At 36.8% G+C, this 18,499-nt stretch carries 12 protein-coding genes; 7 read left to right on the top strand and 5 right to left on the bottom strand.

Features of this window, described 5'->3' with window-relative positions:
- Positions 1-79: 79 nt before the first annotated feature.
- Positions 80-727 carry an ankyrin repeat domain-containing protein gene (locus MUW73_RS03185; RefSeq protein ID WP_243018208.1) on the bottom strand — a complete coding sequence of 216 codons (648 nt, stop codon included), beginning with the start codon at positions 725-727 and terminating at the stop codon, positions 80-82.
- Positions 728-932: 205 nt separating this feature from the next.
- Entirely contained in the window at positions 933-4,532 is a 3,600-nt protein-coding gene (locus tag MUW73_RS03180; RefSeq protein ID WP_243575249.1) for a sodium:solute symporter family transporter, read from the bottom strand.
- A 410-nt stretch (positions 4,533-4,942) separates the two neighbouring features.
- On the opposite strand from MUW73_RS03180, the gene MUW73_RS03175 reads away from it, so the two are divergent.
- The 3 genes from MUW73_RS03175 (at position 4,943) to MUW73_RS03165 (ending at position 7,292) form a co-directional block, all read left to right on the top strand.
- Positions 4,943-5,773, top strand: a complete 831-nt coding sequence (locus tag MUW73_RS03175; protein WP_243018210.1) for a ferredoxin--NADP reductase — start codon at positions 4,943-4,945, stop codon at positions 5,771-5,773.
- A gap of 129 nt (positions 5,774-5,902) precedes the next feature.
- Positions 5,903-6,463 (top strand): metalloprotease, encoded by a 561-nt coding sequence (locus MUW73_RS03170; RefSeq protein WP_243575248.1) that lies wholly within the window; start codon positions 5,903-5,905, stop codon positions 6,461-6,463.
- A 19-nt stretch (positions 6,464-6,482) separates the two neighbouring features.
- Positions 6,483-7,292: a hypothetical protein gene (locus tag MUW73_RS03165; RefSeq protein ID WP_243018212.1), complete on the top strand. Its 810-nt coding sequence runs from the start codon at positions 6,483-6,485 to the stop codon at positions 7,290-7,292.
- Here MUW73_RS03165 and MUW73_RS03160 read toward each other — a convergent pair.
- A complete protein-coding gene (locus tag MUW73_RS03160) occupies positions 7,274-9,670 on the bottom strand; it encodes an alpha-ketoacid dehydrogenase subunit alpha/beta (RefSeq protein ID WP_243018213.1) in 2,397 nt (798 codons plus the stop codon). The genes MUW73_RS03165 and MUW73_RS03160 overlap by 19 nt on opposite strands.
- A 355-nt stretch (positions 9,671-10,025) precedes the next feature.
- Here MUW73_RS03160 and MUW73_RS03155 point away from each other — a divergent pair, with 355 nt between their 5' ends.
- Both MUW73_RS03155 and groL read left to right on the top strand, forming a co-directional pair.
- Positions 10,026-10,304: a co-chaperone GroES gene (locus tag MUW73_RS03155; RefSeq protein ID WP_243018214.1), complete on the top strand. Its 279-nt coding sequence runs from the start codon at positions 10,026-10,028 to the stop codon at positions 10,302-10,304.
- 51 nt (positions 10,305-10,355) lie between these two features.
- The gene (gene groL / locus MUW73_RS03150) at positions 10,356-11,993 is read left to right on the top strand and encodes a chaperonin GroEL (RefSeq protein WP_243018215.1); all 1,638 of its coding nucleotides are present in this window, start codon (positions 10,356-10,358) and stop codon (positions 11,991-11,993) included.
- A 286-nt stretch (positions 11,994-12,279) separates the two neighbouring features.
- On the opposite strand, the gene MUW73_RS03145 is transcribed toward groL, so the two are convergent.
- Positions 12,280-13,398 (bottom strand): bifunctional (p)ppGpp synthetase/guanosine-3',5'-bis(diphosphate) 3'-pyrophosphohydrolase, encoded by a 1,119-nt coding sequence (locus tag MUW73_RS03145; RefSeq protein ID WP_243018216.1) that lies wholly within the window; start codon positions 13,396-13,398, stop codon positions 12,280-12,282.
- Between the two features lie 377 nt (positions 13,399-13,775).
- Here MUW73_RS03145 and MUW73_RS03140 point away from each other — a divergent pair, with 377 nt between their 5' ends.
- Both MUW73_RS03140 and MUW73_RS03135 read left to right on the top strand, forming a co-directional pair.
- The gene (locus tag MUW73_RS03140; RefSeq protein WP_243018217.1) at positions 13,776-15,053 is read left to right on the top strand and encodes a hypothetical protein; all 1,278 of its coding nucleotides are present in this window, start codon (positions 13,776-13,778) and stop codon (positions 15,051-15,053) included.
- An 81-nt stretch (positions 15,054-15,134) separates the two neighbouring features.
- A complete protein-coding gene (locus tag MUW73_RS03135; protein WP_243018218.1) occupies positions 15,135-16,562 on the top strand; it encodes a sodium:solute symporter family protein in 1,428 nt (475 codons plus the stop codon).
- Positions 16,563-16,991: 429 nt separating this feature from the next.
- On the opposite strand, the gene MUW73_RS03130 is transcribed toward MUW73_RS03135, so the two are convergent.
- Positions 16,992-18,125: a hypothetical protein gene (locus MUW73_RS03130; RefSeq protein ID WP_243018744.1), complete on the bottom strand. Its 1,134-nt coding sequence runs from the start codon at positions 18,123-18,125 to the stop codon at positions 16,992-16,994.
- Between the last annotated feature and the right edge of the window lie 374 nt (positions 18,126-18,499).

Here is an 18,499-nt window from a genome sequence, read left to right as displayed (position 1 = left end):
CATAGTGGTGAATAGATACCGCGTTTTTTTCCTAGCATAAGCCATGGTGGTGAACGGAAACAAAAAGTCTCTTCTGCTATCATTCTTGCTTATTGATTGCATCATGTAATAGAGCTATACACTCAGCATGGTTGCTCGATTTAGCTGCATCAAGGAAGGTTCTTCCATATTTATTTTTGATCGTTAGGTCAATGGATGCAACTGCCACTAAGGCTTTAATAATTACCAGATGACCTTTAGAGGCTGCATAATATAATGGGGTATTTTCATGGTAGTTTTTAATATTGACATCAATTGATTGGTTAGAAAGTAATGCCTCAAGAACTGCTAAATGACCTTTAAATGCTGCATAATGCAATGGGGCATTTTGATATTTATCCTTGGTATTTACATCAATATTTATGTGGTTCAAGAGTGCTTGGGTTAATTCTATATTACCTTTGGATGATGCATAATGAAGGGCTGTATAGCTATCTTGGTCTATTGCATTTACATCAATTGCTGTGGACTCTTCAAGCAGTACCCTAAGTAAATCTACGTGGTTCTCAACAACTGCACAATGTAATGGGGTTTCGCCATACTTATTTCTTGCATTTACATCAATTGTTTGATCTTTTAATAAAAATCTAGCTTTCTGCCAATCACCTTCAAAAGCTGCCATATGAAGAGGGGTATCTCCATACTTATTGGCTTCATCTATATGGATAGTTGAATTTTGCTCCTGCATCTGCTTCTAAATTTATAATGGCTTGCGTAAATCTTACTAGGATATTGGATCATATACTATAAGTAATGCGTGCATCACCATCTTTAGTTTTCCAGACTAAAAGCTACAAAAATAATTTGATTGGCTATACCAACTTGGCTAATAAATTTTTGAAAAGAATTATTTTCAATTATTACATTGAATATCAGATTATATTAAGTAAAATCTATAGCAGTAATCTATCTATTTTTTTTTCATGATAGGCCTTCAATGCTTCTTGAGCTGCCGTAGCTAATGCTGCTGCTATGTTAGGAGCCAAATATTTCTCGGCTAGCTTAACATCTACTGTAAGGGCCTCATTAGCCATATATTTTATCTCCTCTAGCATGATATAGCCTGCAGCATGGCGTAAGTCATAGAGCCGTTCGGCCAGTTTGATAAAAAGAACGGAAAGCTGTATATGATCTTTTTTAATGGCTTCCTTGAATCGATTCCGAACATAAAGCAATGAAGGATGATCTAATGTTTCTCTTTTATCTACGTTTAAGATGTTCAATACAAAAGCATAAACATCTAAGTTATAATGTTCTTTGATATAAGAAAGGGGCAAATAGGTCTGACGAACTAACTCATACAATAAAGAGGCATAAATCACTTTAGGTGAATGGAACACCCATTCTACCACTAACCTGGCGATACCTATCGCACGCACATAAAACAATTGACCTGAGCCATGTCGCTTAAAGCCAAAGTATTGCCTGAGTAATAAAAGTAAATTTGAAATCGTACTGACATCAATAGGATCTACTTGATGAGAAGCCCCACAAACGTAATCATGGAATTGCATTAATTTCATCATTGAATCGGCTTGCTCTTTAGGTGTGACAGGCGTTTCTGATATTAAATAATCTATTGGTAGCTTAATCATTAATTTATCACGAACGTTTGTGACATCAATGGGGAGTACCACTAAAATAGCTTGTTGTTGACTATTATCCGGATATTCCAAGTAGCCATAGTGGGCATAAACCATGCTAGCTACCATATCTCGTTCAAGATCTATAGAGGGTGAAACTGATTTTATACTTTGATAATCAATTTGATTTTTTATATCAATATATACAGGTTTAACTTGGGGAATCTCCTTGGAAGCTAGTTCAGTCTTATGTATGAGCAGACCAGTAGCCTGAAAAAGCATAAAAGTAGGATCGCTATCATCAATAGCATCTGCTTGTTTAAATTGTAAAGCGGTATGGTGTAGTTGTATACTTACTATTGACGTAGTGGTTCCATCTAACTTACCCATAACCCGTAAAACGGCTTTAACCAAAGAGTAGACTACCTGATTGATATCGCATATAATATCAGGGCATAAGACGCCCTTAGAGCTGTTTATCTTTTTTATCAGCAATCTAGGTGGATGAGGTACTTCTTGAGATAAGGCAAACTCTACTTTTTGAATTAGCTTATCTAAACTAATTTTGGTGGGCTGGAGTAGGGCATGTGATTTAGCTTTTTCTTTCTTACTGAAATAGGTAACCCAATCATGGAGTTTATGGATAATACTCTTAAAATCTTCTTTATAAAGGGGCATGTTGCTATCTAAAAAAGAGATCGATTCCTCCATTTTATCTACTACTTTGCTTAAAATAGCGCCATGACCTTTAAGTGAACTAACACCGGTAGTAGGCACTATAGTTGCGTCATAGAGCGCTTGCTTAAGCTTTTGGGAGGTAGTAATCTTTTCTCTCTCTTTGAGATAGTGCACTTGCACAAGGTAGGTATTGCTTTTAGCTTTAAGGTAAATAAAAATGCCCAAAATAAGTAACCCTAATCCCAAATAGAGTAGCAGTAGACACGCAACAGCTGATGGGGATAATACCAACGCCAGCGGGTGGGCACAATAGATAGGGCTAAGCGCACTAACCATTAATAGCGTGGCTATTAAAAAACCAACACCCAAATATAAAGGCAGTACGAACAAGCTTACAGACAAATGGGCCAAGCATAAGCCTACATTCAAAAAAAGTGTTGTGCCATGCCACCAGTGCCAAACCACATTCATCGGCAGACAAAATGCTAATCCTATTACCCAACATAGACCAACCATCCATCCTGGAATCGTTTTAACTTTTTGTGCCAGTATTAGGTTGTACCCTAAAAAGCAAGCCCCTACTAAAAGTTGCAGTATAAGCCACCCGCTATAATCGGTAATAGAAGCTATAAGGTAAGTTAATGAATTCGTGATAACCACATAAAGCCCCATACAGGTTAGCGTAACATGGCTCGGTTGCAGCTTAGCTAAGCTATTTTTAATATCTCTTAACCCATTTTTAATCGCTTCGTTTCGTGCTGCCTTTTGCCGTCTATTAACTTGCTGTATTTGAGTAAATGGATCATTGGGGCTAGGGCGGACCCATCCTACATCGTCTGGTTGTTTCATTAGATAGTGGGTAGCCATCATGGCTATTCCATTGGCTAACATACAAATAAAAGAACCATTTATCCCCGTTTTAGGTTCAATCCACTTGTTCCAAGCTAAAATAGATAGTATACCGGTCAATATACCAATCAAAGCCGTTCGGGGCTTACCCCGAAAGCCTAAAACAGCCAAGATAAAAGGGGCAGTTGCTATAGGAAGCGAAAAATCTAAACTTAATTTGAGCAAACGCAATAGATCGTTACAATACAAAGTCAATGCCATAGCAAATAGCCCTATGACTACACTGGTGCATGTAGCTAACCGGAGCTGGTTAGGATAAGGCGCTTTTTTAGGGCTACGTAGACTTTGTAACATATCATGGCTAATCATAACAGCACAGGCATTGAGTTTAGAGTCAGCTGTAGACATAGCCATGGCCAATAAGCTGATACAAACTATTCCTTTAAAAATAGGGGGTACATTAGCCATTATATAACCCCAAATGGCGGTTCCTGGCAAGTCTGGTGCACCTACAAAGACAAATAAAGCAATTAAAATTATAAAGATGTTTATTATGAACCCGAAAAGTGTCGAGTATAAAAAAACCTTTCCGGCTTGCACCGAACTAGAAGACATGTAGACCCGTTGTATGGTTGGAGGTTCTATATAGCCCATTAAAAAACTAAGTACCAGGAAAAGCATAGCCACTAGATTGCTGTCAAAATGGCAAACTGTACTGAACTGGAATTTTACCTGGCTTTGTAAAAAAGGAATCATTTCTACTACTGATTTACCCGTGCTTTTAAACATCAACCATGCTAGAATAGGAATAATGATGGTAAAAGTGATGAATTGAAGGATATCGGTAAAAACAACTGCTCGAATACCTCCAAAACTAGAATAGAAAATAAGAATTAAGGTAACACCAATTGTAATAACTTTTGGATTTACAACATCTAAACACATGCTAATGGCCAGGGACATGGCACTTACTTGCGCAGCAATCATCGCAATAGCATCACAAATACCAGACAGAGTTGTAATGATTCGTGCATATCTACCATAGACACTACCTATTGTTTCTGGCATAGAAAGATGGTGCATAAACCGACCCATACGCAAGGCCAACCAGCTAACAATATATAAACTAAATCCAGCTAAAGTCAATACCATGATCCAGTAGAGACCAAGCTTATAGACTTGTTCTACATTACGCACCAATCCTCCTCCACTATAAGCAGTCGCCAATACCGTGGCCACTAAAGTAGACGTAGAGAATTTTTTATTGCCTAAAGCATATTGCTGAAACGAAGTAGTCTTGCGACTAAAATAAATACCTACTACTAAAGTCAATAATAGAAAGGTAACCACCATGAAAAGTGGTATATTGATGCGTGTTAACATAGCTGAATAAGTTTAATAAAATTACAAATTAGTACGCCGAAATAGATTCTATGCGAATGATAAATACTAATTTGTACTAAAACAAATATTTGATCATTTTTGATAAAATTATGTTAAGTGTAAGACACTTATGTTTTGTAATCTTGGTTTTATAGACTATAAACTAGCATATAATGTCTTAAAAAAGTAATATTAGTATTGGATAAGTCAGCTATATAATACAATTTTGTATGATAGCTTTATCATATGGTATGATTAAGTAATCCGTATAAAAAATTAGTTAAACTAGTAGATATATGGCGATTGTATCGCTCCATATTTGATTAAAGTAGTTGCTAAAAAGTTTCAATTCATGGTTAGTTTTTTTAGCTTTGAGTGCAAATACCGAAGTTTAATTGAAATGAGAGGTAATGAGACAAGATCAATTTAAAGTTGAAACAATAGAATCTACACATGTTACACCTAGCGTAACACAGTTCACCTCTACCCGTAAAGTAATGCAACAACATCCATTTAAAATTGAACTCATAGGATCTAAAATGCTTACCCCTAATGTAACAGAGTTAACGTTTAGACGTTCTGATGAGTTGCCTTTTACCTTTCTAGCAGGGCAGTTTATCACTTTTTTGTTGCCCCATGAATCTGGTAAAATAGTGCCACGTAGCTATAGTTTGGCCAATAGTCCCCAAGAACCTTATAAGTTGGAAATTGCCATAGCACCGGTTCAAGGAGGTTTTGCTACCCATATCCTCTTTAATTTAAAAATTGGTGATAGGTTAGATTGTGTGGGCCCTAAAGGTAGACTGATTCTACAAGAAGCAGAAAGGCCTTGCCAATATCTATTGGTAGCCACTGGAACCGGTGTAGCCCCCTATCGTTCTATGCTGCCAGACATTGCTAAACGGCTAGAAGCAGATGCCAACCTTAAAGTGACGTTATTATTAGGTGTACGTTATACCAATGACCTGCTTTATGCAGCAGATTTTATTGCTTTTGCTGAGCAATACAAAAGATTTCACTTTCGTTTCTATATCAGTAGGGGAGCAGTACGGAGTCTATCTTATGAATATTCAGGATATGTGCAATCCGCCTTTGCATCACTCGACTTAAACCCAATGACTGATTTGGTATATCTCTGTGGTAATCCATATATGATTGATGATAGCATTAAAAAATTAGAAGAAATGGGGTTTAGTCCACAACGTATAAGGCGTGAAAAATATGTTTCTCGTGGTGTATAGCTCATTTGTACGAAATCTAAATAAATACTAGTCCATAAGTAACCTAAATATAACACGGTTTTGCATTTTAGATTTTTAAAAATTTCAGTATCCATTGATCTAAGCTATTGGATCTTTTTATTATTTGTCATGGGTAGTGCGGGCGGCCCATATACTGAAAGCTTGCTATGGTCTAGCGTATTCACCTTTAGTATACTTATACATGAATATGGACATGCCTTAATGGCTCTTTGTTTTGGCGCAGAGCCTATTATCTTATTACAAGCTTTTGGAGGAAAAACCCTCTTCAATGAATCTCAAATAACGGATAAACAAAAATTTTTCATTACCCTTGCAGGCCCGCTTTTTCAAGGATTATGGACCTTGATAGCCTACCTATTATTCCGGTATGCTATTTTTGGTAGTTCTTTATTCAGCTATTTTCTCTTCTTGACAACCCATATCAATACAAGATGGTTGCTGCTCAATTTAATACCTATTATGCCACTTGACGGCGGCTGGTTGGTTCGTTATATGCTAGAAAAAAGATTTGGCCATAAAGGATATTTGACTAGTCTGATTATTGGATTGGTGGCTGCGGCTATAGCTATTCCGCTTTTCTACTGGCAGGGATATCACTGGTTCTTTATTATCCAGCTCTTTATATGCGGATGGCATTATTGTAAACTTTGGCAAAAAGAACAAGAATAGACTTTAAACTTTATTACGTATGAAATGGAAGTTCCGTTTATCGCGCAAAGCCTCATTAAGGCTTATAAGCTTATTGCCAATGGTAATGGGTGTAAGTTGTAAAAGAAATGCGCCTAGATATGAACCAGTATTTCTTGGTTATGATGTAGATGCCCCAAATGCCCAAAGCCCCATCAGGGATCCAAACCTTATACAAACGCCAAATGGTGCTAAACCATGTGACCCGCATTTACAACATTTGTATTATTATTATAAAGTTTTAGAAGATGACCTGACGGATATGCTAAAAAAGATAGGGTGTTCTTCGCTACTTAGCCAATTACGTCTAAGCCAATTAGACTATTCAAAAAGGCTAGCAGAAGAAATCTTGCTTTTAAATATAGTACCCGATCCTGAGCATGTAGCAAATGATTTCAGTGCATTAGTCGATGCTAGCCAGGCAGCACTAGGCCATGCTGGTAGCGAGCAAGCTAGTAGGCTTACATCTAATCAACTGCCCAATAGATTAGGCATCTTTTTTGATGCCAGGGAATCTAAAGAGCTGTCTTGGGGTGCACGTAAGTTAGTTGGGGTAGCATCCATAGCTGTGAGCGCTAATCCGCTATTAGCCAACTCCGAAAAGCATAGGTTTGCTTTAACTGCTTTTTTACTAGTATATAGTAACAAAAAAAATAAAGATGCTTACAAACAATTCGTTGCTTGTAGTAAAGCGGGCCAGCAGTGGTGTTATTACAACAATGGTCAAACAGCTACCCTTTCTAACCAACAAGCTATTGACTTAGCATCAAAATATGGAATTATCTTTTTTTATCAAAAAATAGCTCGATAACGTGATGGATCAGCTTGGTGCATCATCTTATATATTTTACCTACTACTGTTTCCATATTTGGTTTAGAAAAATAGTTCCCATCGTCTCCATAGGCTGGGCGATGTGGTTGGCTACTAATGGTGATTGGTGCTTCGTCCAGCATACCATAGCCCTCTTGTACTTCCAATACTTGTTGCATCATATAGGCAGTTGTACCCCCTGGTACATCTTCATCTGCAAAAACAATGCGATTGGTTTTGGCTAATGATTTTACAATGGTATGTTCTCTATCAAAAGGTAATAAGGTTTGTACATCGATTACTTCACAATCAATCCCTAAAGCAGCAAGCCGCTCTGCTGCTTGACAAACAATGCGACACATGGCACCATAGGTCACAATGGTCACATCTTTGCCTATACGGAGTAGCTCCGGTATACCTAGCGGTATGGTCATTCTATCTAAATTACTAGGCATAGCTTCTTTTAACCGGTAACCATTTAAACATTCAATGATTAAAGCAATATCATCTGATTGCATCATCGTATTATAAAAACCAGCTGCCTGGGTCATATTACGAGGAACAATTAGGTATATGCCCCTTATAGCCTGTATAATGCTTGATATATAGGAACCAGCATGCCAAATACCTTCTAGCCGATGGCCTCTTGTTCGAATGATCATAGGGGCTTTTTGCCCCCCTTTGGTTCTATATCGCAGCGTTGCCAAATCATCTTCTATAATTTGCAGGGCATAAGGTAGGTAATCTAAATATTGTATTTCAACAATAGGCCTTAGCCCACGCATAGCTGCACCAATACCTTGGCCAATCATGGTACATTCACGAATGCTCGTATCTGTTACACGTAATACCCCATATAGCGCTTGTAGACCTGCAAAACCTTGGTTGACATCACCTATTTTTCCTAGGTCTTGTCCAATAGCAAAAACACGACCATCTCGCTCGAATAATGACTTGAAATAACTACATAATATTTTCCTGCCGTCTACTTGCACAGGATTGTCTCCATAAATAGGCGGATTTGCTTTTACCCATAAGGCAGCATCGTTAGAATGGCTATACAGATGGCTACTAAATCTTTTTTCGTTGTTTCTTCTATTTTTGTGCCACCAAGCTAGTATGTTTTTTTTATGGATATAAGGTATTTCCCGTAAGGCATAGAGGGCTTTATCTACTGCCTGCGTTACATCTAAATGGCGGGGATGTGGCAATGCGGTTAGTTCATCTATGATGGTTGGCAGCTGGTTAGCGCCCGCTGCCTCTTTGGGCCATACGATATCGTTTAGCAAAGCCAGTAGCTCTTGTTTTTCTTCGTTATTTTCGCTTATTAGTTTATTCCAGGCTGTTTGCTGTGCTATTTTTACTTTTTGCTCTGCTTCTAAAGCTATTTTTTGGAGTGTTTCCTCTGTAGCTATGCCACTTTGTACCATCCATGCTGCCATCTTGGGTAAGCAATCATAGGCTGCTTCCCAGGCTAATCGTTCTATTGGCTTGTAGCGCTCGTGGGAGCCAGATGTAGAATGACCTTGCGGTTGGGTCATTTCTTTAACGTGAATCAATACCGGAATATGTTCTGCTCTACAGATGGTAACTGCCTGCTGATAGGTCTTACATAGGTCTAGATAGTCCCACCCCTTGGTAACAAATATTTCATACCCAGGTTGCTGTTTTGTACGTTTAAAACCTGCTAAAACAGCCGAAATATCTCCCTTGGTTGTATGATAGGCTTGGGGCACAGAAATACCATATCCATCATCCCAAATAGAGATACACATGGGCACTTGCAGCACGCCTCCTGCATTAATGGTTTCAAAAAACATACCCTCTGAGGTACTGGCATCACCAATGGTGCCAAAAGCTACTTCATTACCTTGATTAGAGAAATTTTTTTGCATGTTTTCAAACGCAGGTGAGCGATACAATTTAGAAGCATAGGCTAGCCCCAATAACCTAGGCATTTGTGAAGCGGTAGGTGAGAGATCAGCTGAAACATTTTTGCTGGTTAGTTGGTTTAACCAATTACCTGCTTCATCTATAAATCTTGTTGCAAAGTGGCTGTTCATCATTCTCCCTCCAGAAGCTGGTTCAGCCTCTATAGAAGCGTGTGCATATAACTGCGCAAAGTATTGTTGCCAAGTTAAAGCTCCAATGGCCAACATAAACGTTTGGTCTCTATAGTAACCCGAACGCCAATCGCCAGGTTGGAAATATTTAGCCATGGCTAGTTGAGCCACCTCTTTGCCATCTCCAAAAATCCCAAATTTGGCTTTTCCTGCAAATACTTCTTTACGTGCCAATAGGCTTGCTGCTCTGCTTTCGCAGGCTATTCGATAGTCATTCAGTATGTCAGTAGGCGTAATAGATAAGGATTGTAACATATGCTTTATGGTAATGGAGCTAGATAATACATAGCTAGTAAAAGTGATACAAAAGTAAAGGCTTTTTATGCAAAAATCATTAGACCTTTTGCAAAACCTATTGTTAATGGCACTTTTGTGTCGAAACTGATCTATGCTCCTCCAATACATTTAATATGTTGCGGTGCGCTACTGTGCTAAGTACTGACAATTAGTCAGTAACTAGTCATTTATAGTTTACATTTTATTTGATTAAACTATTTGGCATGAAATATGCTGTATTGCAGGTCAGATTAGCATGCGTGCAAGCAAATTAGCGTGCTGTGCACGTTTTAATTTTAGATGTATACGATCAATCAATTATATAAAAAAAGTTATGACCAAAGTTCATATAAAACCATTGGCTGATCGGGTTCTGGTAGAACCTGCAGCAGCGGAAGAAAAAACAGTAGGCGGCATTATTATTCCTGATAGCGCTAAGGAAAAACCCCAAAAGGGCCAAGTAATTGCCGTAGGTCCAGGCAAAAAAGACGAGCCTATGAGTGTTAAAGTAGGGGATAAGGTACTCTATGGCAAATATAGTGGCACGGAGTTATCTATAGATGGTAGGCTTTATCTTATTATGAAAGAGTCTGATATTTATGCTATTACTTAATAGCTTCTTAGTCAATTAGATCCTTATAACCTTATAATAAATTTATATACAATGGCAAAAAATATATTTTTTGATGCAGAAGCACGAGAAAAGCTTAAGCGAGGTATTGATACCATGGCCAATGGTGTTAAGGTTACGCTAGGTCCAAAAGGCAGAAACGTTATTTTAGATAAAAAATTTGGGGCGCCTAGTGTTACTAAAGACGGTGTATCAGTAGCAAAAGAAATTAGTCTAAAAGACCCTGTAGAAAACATGGGTGCCCAGCTGGTAAAAGAAGTAGCTTCTAAAACAGCCGATAGTGCGGGAGATGGTACTACTACTGCGACTCTTTTAGCCCAATCTATTTTTACCCATGGTATTAAAAATGTGGCTGCAGGGGCTAATCCTATGGATATTAAGCGTGGTATAGACAAAGGGGTAGAAGCAATTGTTAAAAAATTGCAAGACACTTCTAAAAAGATTCATAATTCCAAAGAGATAGAACAGGTAGCTACTATTTCTGCTAATAGTGATAGCAAGATTGGTAAAATGATTGCAGATGCTATGGAAAAAGTGGGTAAAGATGGTGTGATCACGGTTGAGGAGGCTAAGGGTACAGAAACAGAAGTAAAGGTAGTAGAAGGAATGGAGTTCGATCGAGGCTATTTATCTCCTTATTTTGCGACTAATACAGAAAAAATGGAAGTAGAGCTGTCGAATCCTTACATTCTTATTTGTGATAAGAAAATTTCTGTCATGAAGGAGCTGTTACCTATTTTAGAAGCTGTTTCTCAAAGTGGCAGGCCATTGGTCATTATTGCCGAAGATGTAGATGGCGAAGCGTTAGCTACACTGGTTGTAAATAAAATTCGTGGAGTGTTGCGCGTAGCGGCTGTAAAAGCTCCTGGCTTTGGTGATAGAAGAAAAGCTATGCTAGAGGATATTGCAGCGCTTACAGGAGGTGCTTTAATTGCTGAAGAGAAAGGCTGTAAACTTGAAGCCGCTACTTTGGCATGTTTGGGTACCGCAGAAAAAATCAATATCAACAAAGATAATACCGTTATTGTGAATGGGGGAGGAGATAAGAAAGCTATTGAGGCTAGAATTGGCCAAATCAAGGCACAAATAGCCCATGCTACTTCTGATTACGATAAAGAAAAGTTACAAGAACGTTTGGCCAAGTTATCTGGTGGTGTAGCTATTCTTTATATTGGTGCCGCCACAGAAGTTGAGATGAAGGAGAAAAAAGATCGTGTAGATGATGCCCTACATGCAACCAGAGCAGCTGTGCAAGAGGGTATTGTTCCAGGTGGAGGAGTTGCCTTGTTACGTGCCGCTACATCTGGGGTACTGGATAATATAGCCGTAGAGAACGAAGATGAGCGCACTGGTATCAAAATCTTAAAGCTTGCCCTAGAGTCTCCTTTAAGGACGATTGTATCTAATGCAGGTGGTGAACCATCTGTAGTGGTACAACGTGTAAAAGAAGGTAGTGCCTCTTTTGGATATAATGCCCGTACAGATACATTTGAAGATCTCTATACAGCTGGGATCATTGATCCAACCAAAGTAACTAGGCTTGCGCTAGAGAATGCAGCTTCTATTGCTTCCCTTTTACTTACTACCGCTTGTGTAGTAGCAGATGATCCTGAAGATGAAAAAGCTGCTCCTATGCCTCCAATGGGTGGTGGAATGGGTGGCATGATGTAATATTCTGCTTGACTGCTATCTATCTGAAAATCAGGTGATCAGTAACCAACTGATCATCTGATTTTTTTAATGTCTTCGGGTAAGGCATTTTCCTCTTAGTTTTTTTCTTGATAAAAAAGTGGTATAAAAAAGCCTTGCTGCTGATCACAAATTTTTAGAAAAGGCGTTTTTTGGTCCACGGGCGCGTTTTTTTCCTAGCATAAGCCATAGTGGTGAACGAAAACGATTATTGTGTCAGGATGGGATCTTTCTAAAAGATTGATAGCGTTACCCTAGTGCTCAAGAGCTAATAATCAGCAAGCTTATATTTCCAATGTGCTGCCCTACCATACTCTGCTATATAATCCATGCGCTCTGTACGTATTTGTACCTCTAACCGCCCATATTTGTAAGTTTCAAAGGTAAGATGAAGTGATTCATAGCTGCTATCCCTTGGTGTACTGATCCAGTCTCTCATGATATGACAGACTGGCTTATAAAGATTACTAATAATGCTAAGTATTCTCCAACAAGCTACTTTTTCTTCTTGTATGCTTTTACCATCCATATTGGTTAGAATAATTCTGATAGCAGCCAGGTCATGTACTTGATCGAAATCAATTTGCAACTTTTGAATTTTATGCCAAATAGAATAAACAGATTTGATCCGTTTTTTTAATATAAAGTCAATACCACGTGCTTGAATAGCGGCTTGAACTTCCTCAGCAATAAGATTCAATTTTTGCTGCCTTTTTATTTTAGTCATGCCAAGTTTAGCAGTAATAGCATAGTAACTCAGTGTATCTGAGTGTTTTAACCAAAAATCTGCCAATTTGGTTTGTATATCGTACAATCGCATTCTATGTGAAAGTGGAATATAGAAATACTTTAGTTCAAGTAGTAGCTGGGGGCTAGAATGGATCAATTCTGATTCTAGATTTTCTAAATCTATACCGCTACAATGTACACGAATCATGTCACAAATTTGCAGCAAAATAGCTATAATATGATCAGCATTTATATCAGGATAAATGGGATAAGTCCGAATCGTATCACTACGCAATCTATAGCTTTTTAATGCTTGGAGCTCTTTAAGTATAGAGGCTGTTTTTGAGCCAAAGTTGGTTTCAATAGTTGCTTCTTCAATCAACTCTGCTAAGAAAGCTGGTGTTAAAAGTGCAGCTATAGCTGTAGAAAGACCCAAAGACATCTCCGTAGCAGCGACAATGGCTACCTGTAGGGATTCTTTTGCAGAACGTTTGAGCGGTAGTTTATGAAGTTGTTTGTCAAAGCCTTCTGCCCATTTATATGCCTCTTGAATAATGGAATAAGCTTTTTTGCTATCATTTGCATTTTGGCTTACCGATCTTGCAAGCTGATGCAAGTTCCAAGTATTTACGTCGGGAACTTCATGTCTTTTTATCATGGTATAAAGTCAAAAATTGTATATTATAGCTTGCATAAGCTTATACATAGGGCTTTATTTTTTAACTAACGCGGTTTGCGCTAAATTTATAAAATAATCTTGCTAAGTGCAATAATTACCAAGGCTAATGCATTAGTTCTATTAAAGACTAGTAATTAATATATGAAGGTATTAGTATGAAAAAATTGTCAAAATTACAAAACAAAATATTTTTTTGGCATACAGTTTTCGGATGGTTAACTCAAATGTCTTTAATAAATGGGTCATAGGCATGGTAGCTAAAATTTGTCTTGTACGCATCGATGGATGCGCTATAATTTTGGATTTTTTAATTGAAATAGTTAGATTATATGAAATTTAATCTTTAAAAAAACAATATGTACCATACAATTAAAGCCATACCCATCAAGAGTTTTAGCCTAGTATTTCTACTTTATATAGAATTAGTTATTTCTGGTTGCACTAGTAGGTTAAGGTTGAATGCTGTGAGAGATGATTCGGTATGTTATTCTTGCCAGGAACCTGCACTTGGGTATACACCTACAAAGGACCATCGCTTTTTTGTTGACGCACTCTCTAAAGGCTTTATCTTTGAAAAAATCTGTAGTAATGATGATTCGGTATGTTATTCTTGCCAGGAACCTGAACTTGGGTATAAACCTACAGAGGGGTATCACTTTTATCTTGACGCATGCTCTAAAGGCTTTATCTTTGAAGAAATCTATAGTAATATTGCTCTTTTGTTTAAAGCCTTTGATGAACGAGTCCTCTGTTTCGACGAAATCGGAATCGATTTAGAGACCTATAAGCGTTTTCAAGAATTAAGAAAGGAAAATCTAGCGAAATGCTATAGCCTTACCCAGAATTGCTCCAAGCACATCTATCGTTCTATGTTATTATCTGCAATTGAGGCTAGTTGTTTACCAGTGGTTGTATGTTTATTAAATAATGAATTTGCTACATCTTTTTTTGGTCCTTTATCACTCTACAAGACATCATATGCCGATACCCTTAGCCAACCTTATACGGATGATTCTGAATTAGAACCTACCAAGAAGTTGAAGTATCACTTTCTGCATAAAGCAGTTAGTATAATCAAAGAATTGAACCGCAAAGGTTCTGACACTTCTTCTGCATTAAAAGTTTTTTATTCGCTAATGTTAGCGGAAAAAAATCCATGTAAGCAGGATACTTTATTGAAAGAAAATATTGTACACTTGTTTGTTCGTGATGATAATAATAATGATAATCATGATAAGGTACTATCAGAATATATTATGTCTATTTTTAAATATTTGCCTCTTACGATCAAACAAAAAAATTCCATGTTAACTGCAAAAGATAGTCAAGGCAAGACGCCCGAACAAGTAGCACGTCAGCACGGATTTACTTATACAGCAAAGCTATTGAATAAATATTGTCATGAATATGATAAAAAACTGCTTTCAACTCCACAAGATGGTGATACAGATACAATGTTTTGTGGTAAGCCTGATGCTTTCAAGAACTCATCCAAAAAAAGAAAGAGAATTCCTAATCACTGTCTCTCATATAATAAAATTATTCGGGATCAAGCCCAAATTAAAAGTATGGGTAAAAAAATAGACAAAAACGGTTTAATGCTTAAAAAACAAAAAACAAAGCAAACAAGATAGATCTAAAGAATTACAACTAGTTAGCAGCTTTAAGTCCTATGTAGTTTATCTTTATAAGATGTTAAAATTATAGTTTAATTTATGCCATTTGATTTTTCATTACTTATCATAATCTTATTTTTATTATTTACCCTGCTTGTAGCTTTTTTTTCTACTAAATCACCTAAAACTTTTCGGGAACATGCTGTGGGTAAAAAGCAGTTTTCGCTCACTACTTTGACCATAACGCTATTGGCTTCTATATATGGAGGTGGTACCCTTAAAGGGGGTATAACTATTTGGTTTTCAGATGGCTTTTTCTGGATTGTTTGGCAATTTTTTTTGAGTAGTATTTCTCTTTTAATCACTGGGTGGTTGGCCGGGCGTATGCATAAGTTTATGTATCATTGCTCAATGCCAGAATCGATAGGGCGTGTATATGGGAAATACCCAAGGCTCATAGCAACTTTGATTAGTGTTTGTTATATAATTGCATTTACCGGTTTGCAAATTAATTGCCTATCCAAGGCTATTAGTATGTGTATAGATTCAAATAATTATCTGCTTACTATACTGGCTACTATGATGATTTGTATTTATGCTATACTAGGAGGTATTTATGCAATTACTTTTACGGATATATGGCAATATATAACTTTTTTTAGTATAATTGTTGCGTTAGTTTGGGTTATGTCAAGGAAGATAGATAACCTAGGCCTTGAAATCATACCTTTTCTAGAAACGCACAAGCAAGCTGCATGCAGCCTGCATAATATCTTTTTCCCTTTTAATAACAAGTTGCAGCCTATACTTTACTATTTAGCTGTCTTAGCCTATATGGATCCTTGTGATATACAAATCGTATATATGGCTTCTAGCCCTATGCAAGCCAGAAAAGTATTTTTATGGGCTAGCCTTTTTGCTATGGTTATCACCGTATGTCTATTGTTGATTGGTCTATTTATCTTTATTAAAGTCCCTACTTTACCTACTAGAGAAGTTTTTGATTATATGGTAGCTAATGTGCCTTCTTATTTTAAAGGATTGATTTGTATTTGTTTATTAGCGATGATTATGTCTACAGTTGATTCTAAGCTACATACGGGTGCTATTATCATGAGTCGTGAGATACTTGAGCATATGAATCATATTAAAATATCTAATAATCAGCATATTTTATTGAATTATCTGACCATGGCTACTCTAGCTATATTAGCTATGTTATGTGCTTTGTATAAAAATCCTTTTGACTATTTTAGACTTGTACCAATAGTTGCTATATACGCATCTATAGTAGTGGCCCCATTTATTTTAGCTGTTTTAGGGTTGCGTAGTAATGGACAGACTGCTTTGATGGGTATGGCTACAGGTCTATTTACTCTTTTCGCCTGGGATAAATGGATGAGTCCTATTGTGGGGCCAACTACCGGTACTTTTGTTTCTATAGTAGCTAATGGTCTAGCTATATTAGCTGCACACTACTTATATTACTGCAATAAACGGGGAAAAAAAGCTAGATATCTGCATTAGATCTATTGGTTTTGTTTGTTGTATTTTATAAGCTACTTGTTTCCCTGCCTGTTCCCGAGTTTCCGTTCACTACTATGGCTTATGTTAGGGAAAAAACGCGTTTTCTATTCACCACTATGGTCAGGGCTAGCTAAAACTAAATAAAAACGCGCCCTTATAAAAAGTTGTGAGTAGAAAACGCGCCTTACAGCTGGTGAGAAAAACAGTGTGTTTGAAGCCCGCGCAGCGGGCGAGTTCTGTTTTTCCAGCTGTAAGGTGTGATTTCCAAAACTTTTTATCCAGGGCTTGATTTTTTGCACACTTTTTTATCAAAAAAAAAGTGTGTTAAAATAACTTTATTGGCCAATGGCGTGAATAGACACAAAACGCGCCCTTTGAAAAAAGTGCGATCAGAAAGCAAGGCTTTTTTTATCCCCCCAATCAATTTGATCATGGCTCTTGGCTAGATAATTGTGTAGTTGAATTAAGTTGTTGCTCGAGCTTTTCTTTTTCTTCGGTCTTTTTTCTAATCAGTGATTTTTTATCTCGTATCATTGATTCGATTTGTTCTGAGGTCCTGTTTTCATACTTATTAAGTAATTTTTTTTCTTCCTCTTCGAGCCCCTCTGGAAAAATATTTTCTTTCATTTTTGCTCGTGTTGTTGCCTCGAGCTCTTTCTGGAAATCTGCTGATTCTTTTATTTCTTTTGTAAGCTTATCTATTTGCTTCTTTATTTTTTCTTTCTTTTTGTGAATCACTGCTTGCAAAATAACTATACGAAATTCTCTTTTTTCAATACTTTCATGGATTGCTTCATCATCTTTGTATTTGTATTTATATTTGTATTTTCTAACTAACTCTTTATATCTTTCATCAAGGCCCTCTAAATGGGAAAATCCCTGATTAGACTTTTCTCTGATGCGTTCTTTTAATAATTCTTCACAAATGTTTTGTTTAGTTATTAACTCTTCTAGTTCTTTTTCAAGCTCATCTATAGGGCGTATAAAAGATTTTATGTTTGTTTTAAATTTATTAATTTGTCTGTGGACAAGTAGTTTACTTTTAGGTTTTAATTTTAGTTTTTGGATTAGTTTTTTTATTAACTGAATCCATGAATTTGATTTGACCTTATTATCTTGGTTGTGTTCTTGTTCTTGCCTATCATCTTGGCCACTAGATGTAGTAGATTCAGGAAAATATTTTGAAATATTATTATCCGTTTTTTCTATTGTGTGTTCGTCAATGATTTTCTCAACTTCTTCAAGCATGTTGTATACTTCTTTCTCATCATCTTCTTGCTGCATTCTATCTTCTTGATTTTGTTCCGTCTCATTACTGTCTTCCTTACTATTTTTTTCTATTGGATCTTCTTGATTGTCTGGCGTCTTATTATCCTCTTTTGTCGCTTCAATAGATTCTTGATTATTACTATAAGGGATAATGGCTTCTGTAGGTTTTTTATTTGTTGTTATTATACTTTTCGAGTTATTTTTTTTTCTACACGAAAACCAACACCCCATAGGTCCTATTAGAAAATATAAAATAGTGGATAAAAAAAATCCTCTTGATACAATGTTTGGCATAATGATTGTGTAGTTATATCTAAACTTTTTGGCGAGCTCACTTGCGGCAGTAGTGCTATACCAGCAGTTAGTTTTTTAATGGACCTATTTTAGATATTAGATAGAAATGATCTAATCTTAATATTATTTAGAGCCAACATATCTATCTAACATCTAAATATAAGATAATTAAAATTGAATGTCGATTTTTTGCATCTGTTCAGGCAATGGCGTCAACTTAAGGAATTTTTAATTATTTTTATTTGATTATAAGTTTTTTCCTCTTACTTTTTTCTTGATAAAAAAGTAAGCAAAAAATCAAGCCCTGGTAAAAAGTTGCGGAAAGCGCCCCTTACAGCTGGAAAAACAGAATCCACCCTGCAACATCCATTGCA

The sequence above is a fragment of the Candidatus Cardinium sp. cByotN1 genome (genome assembly GCF_022810525.1).
GTDB lineage: Bacteria > Bacteroidota > Bacteroidia > Cytophagales > Amoebophilaceae > Cardinium.
Note: the sequence above shows the minus strand (reverse complement) of the source record. Positions and strands in the feature narration are given on the sequence as shown.

Bases quoted from the DNA above. Each gene is read 5' to 3' on its own strand.
- MUW73_RS03175 (WP_243018210.1), top strand. From the start codon at position 4,943: ATGAGACAAGATCAATTTAAAGTTGAAACAATAGAATCTACACATGTT.
- MUW73_RS03155 (WP_243018214.1), top strand. From the start codon at position 10,026: ATGACCAAAGTTCATATAAAACCATTGGCTGATCGGGTTCTGGTAGAA.
- MUW73_RS03135 (WP_243018218.1), top strand. From the start codon at position 15,135: ATGCCATTTGATTTTTCATTACTTATCATAATCTTATTTTTATTATTT.
- groL (WP_243018215.1), top strand. From the start codon at position 10,356: ATGGCAAAAAATATATTTTTTGATGCAGAAGCACGAGAAAAGCTTAAG.
- MUW73_RS03185 (WP_243018208.1), bottom strand. From the start codon at position 727: ATGCAGGAGCAAAATTCAACTATCCATATAGATGAAGCCAATAAGTAT.
- MUW73_RS03165 (WP_243018212.1), top strand. From the start codon at position 6,483: ATGAAATGGAAGTTCCGTTTATCGCGCAAAGCCTCATTAAGGCTTATA.
- MUW73_RS03180 (WP_243575249.1), bottom strand. From the start codon at position 4,532: ATGTTAACACGCATCAATATACCACTTTTCATGGTGGTTACCTTTCTA.
- MUW73_RS03145 (WP_243018216.1), bottom strand. From the start codon at position 13,398: ATGATAAAAAGACATGAAGTTCCCGACGTAAATACTTGGAACTTGCAT.
- MUW73_RS03140 (WP_243018217.1), top strand. From the start codon at position 13,776: ATGTACCATACAATTAAAGCCATACCCATCAAGAGTTTTAGCCTAGTA.
- MUW73_RS03170 (WP_243575248.1), top strand. From the start codon at position 5,903: ATGGGTAGTGCGGGCGGCCCATATACTGAAAGCTTGCTATGGTCTAGC.
- MUW73_RS03130 (WP_243018744.1), bottom strand. From the start codon at position 18,125: ATGCCAAACATTGTATCAAGAGGATTTTTTTTATCCACTATTTTATAT.
- MUW73_RS03160 (WP_243018213.1), bottom strand. From the start codon at position 9,670: ATGTTACAATCCTTATCTATTACGCCTACTGACATACTGAATGACTAT.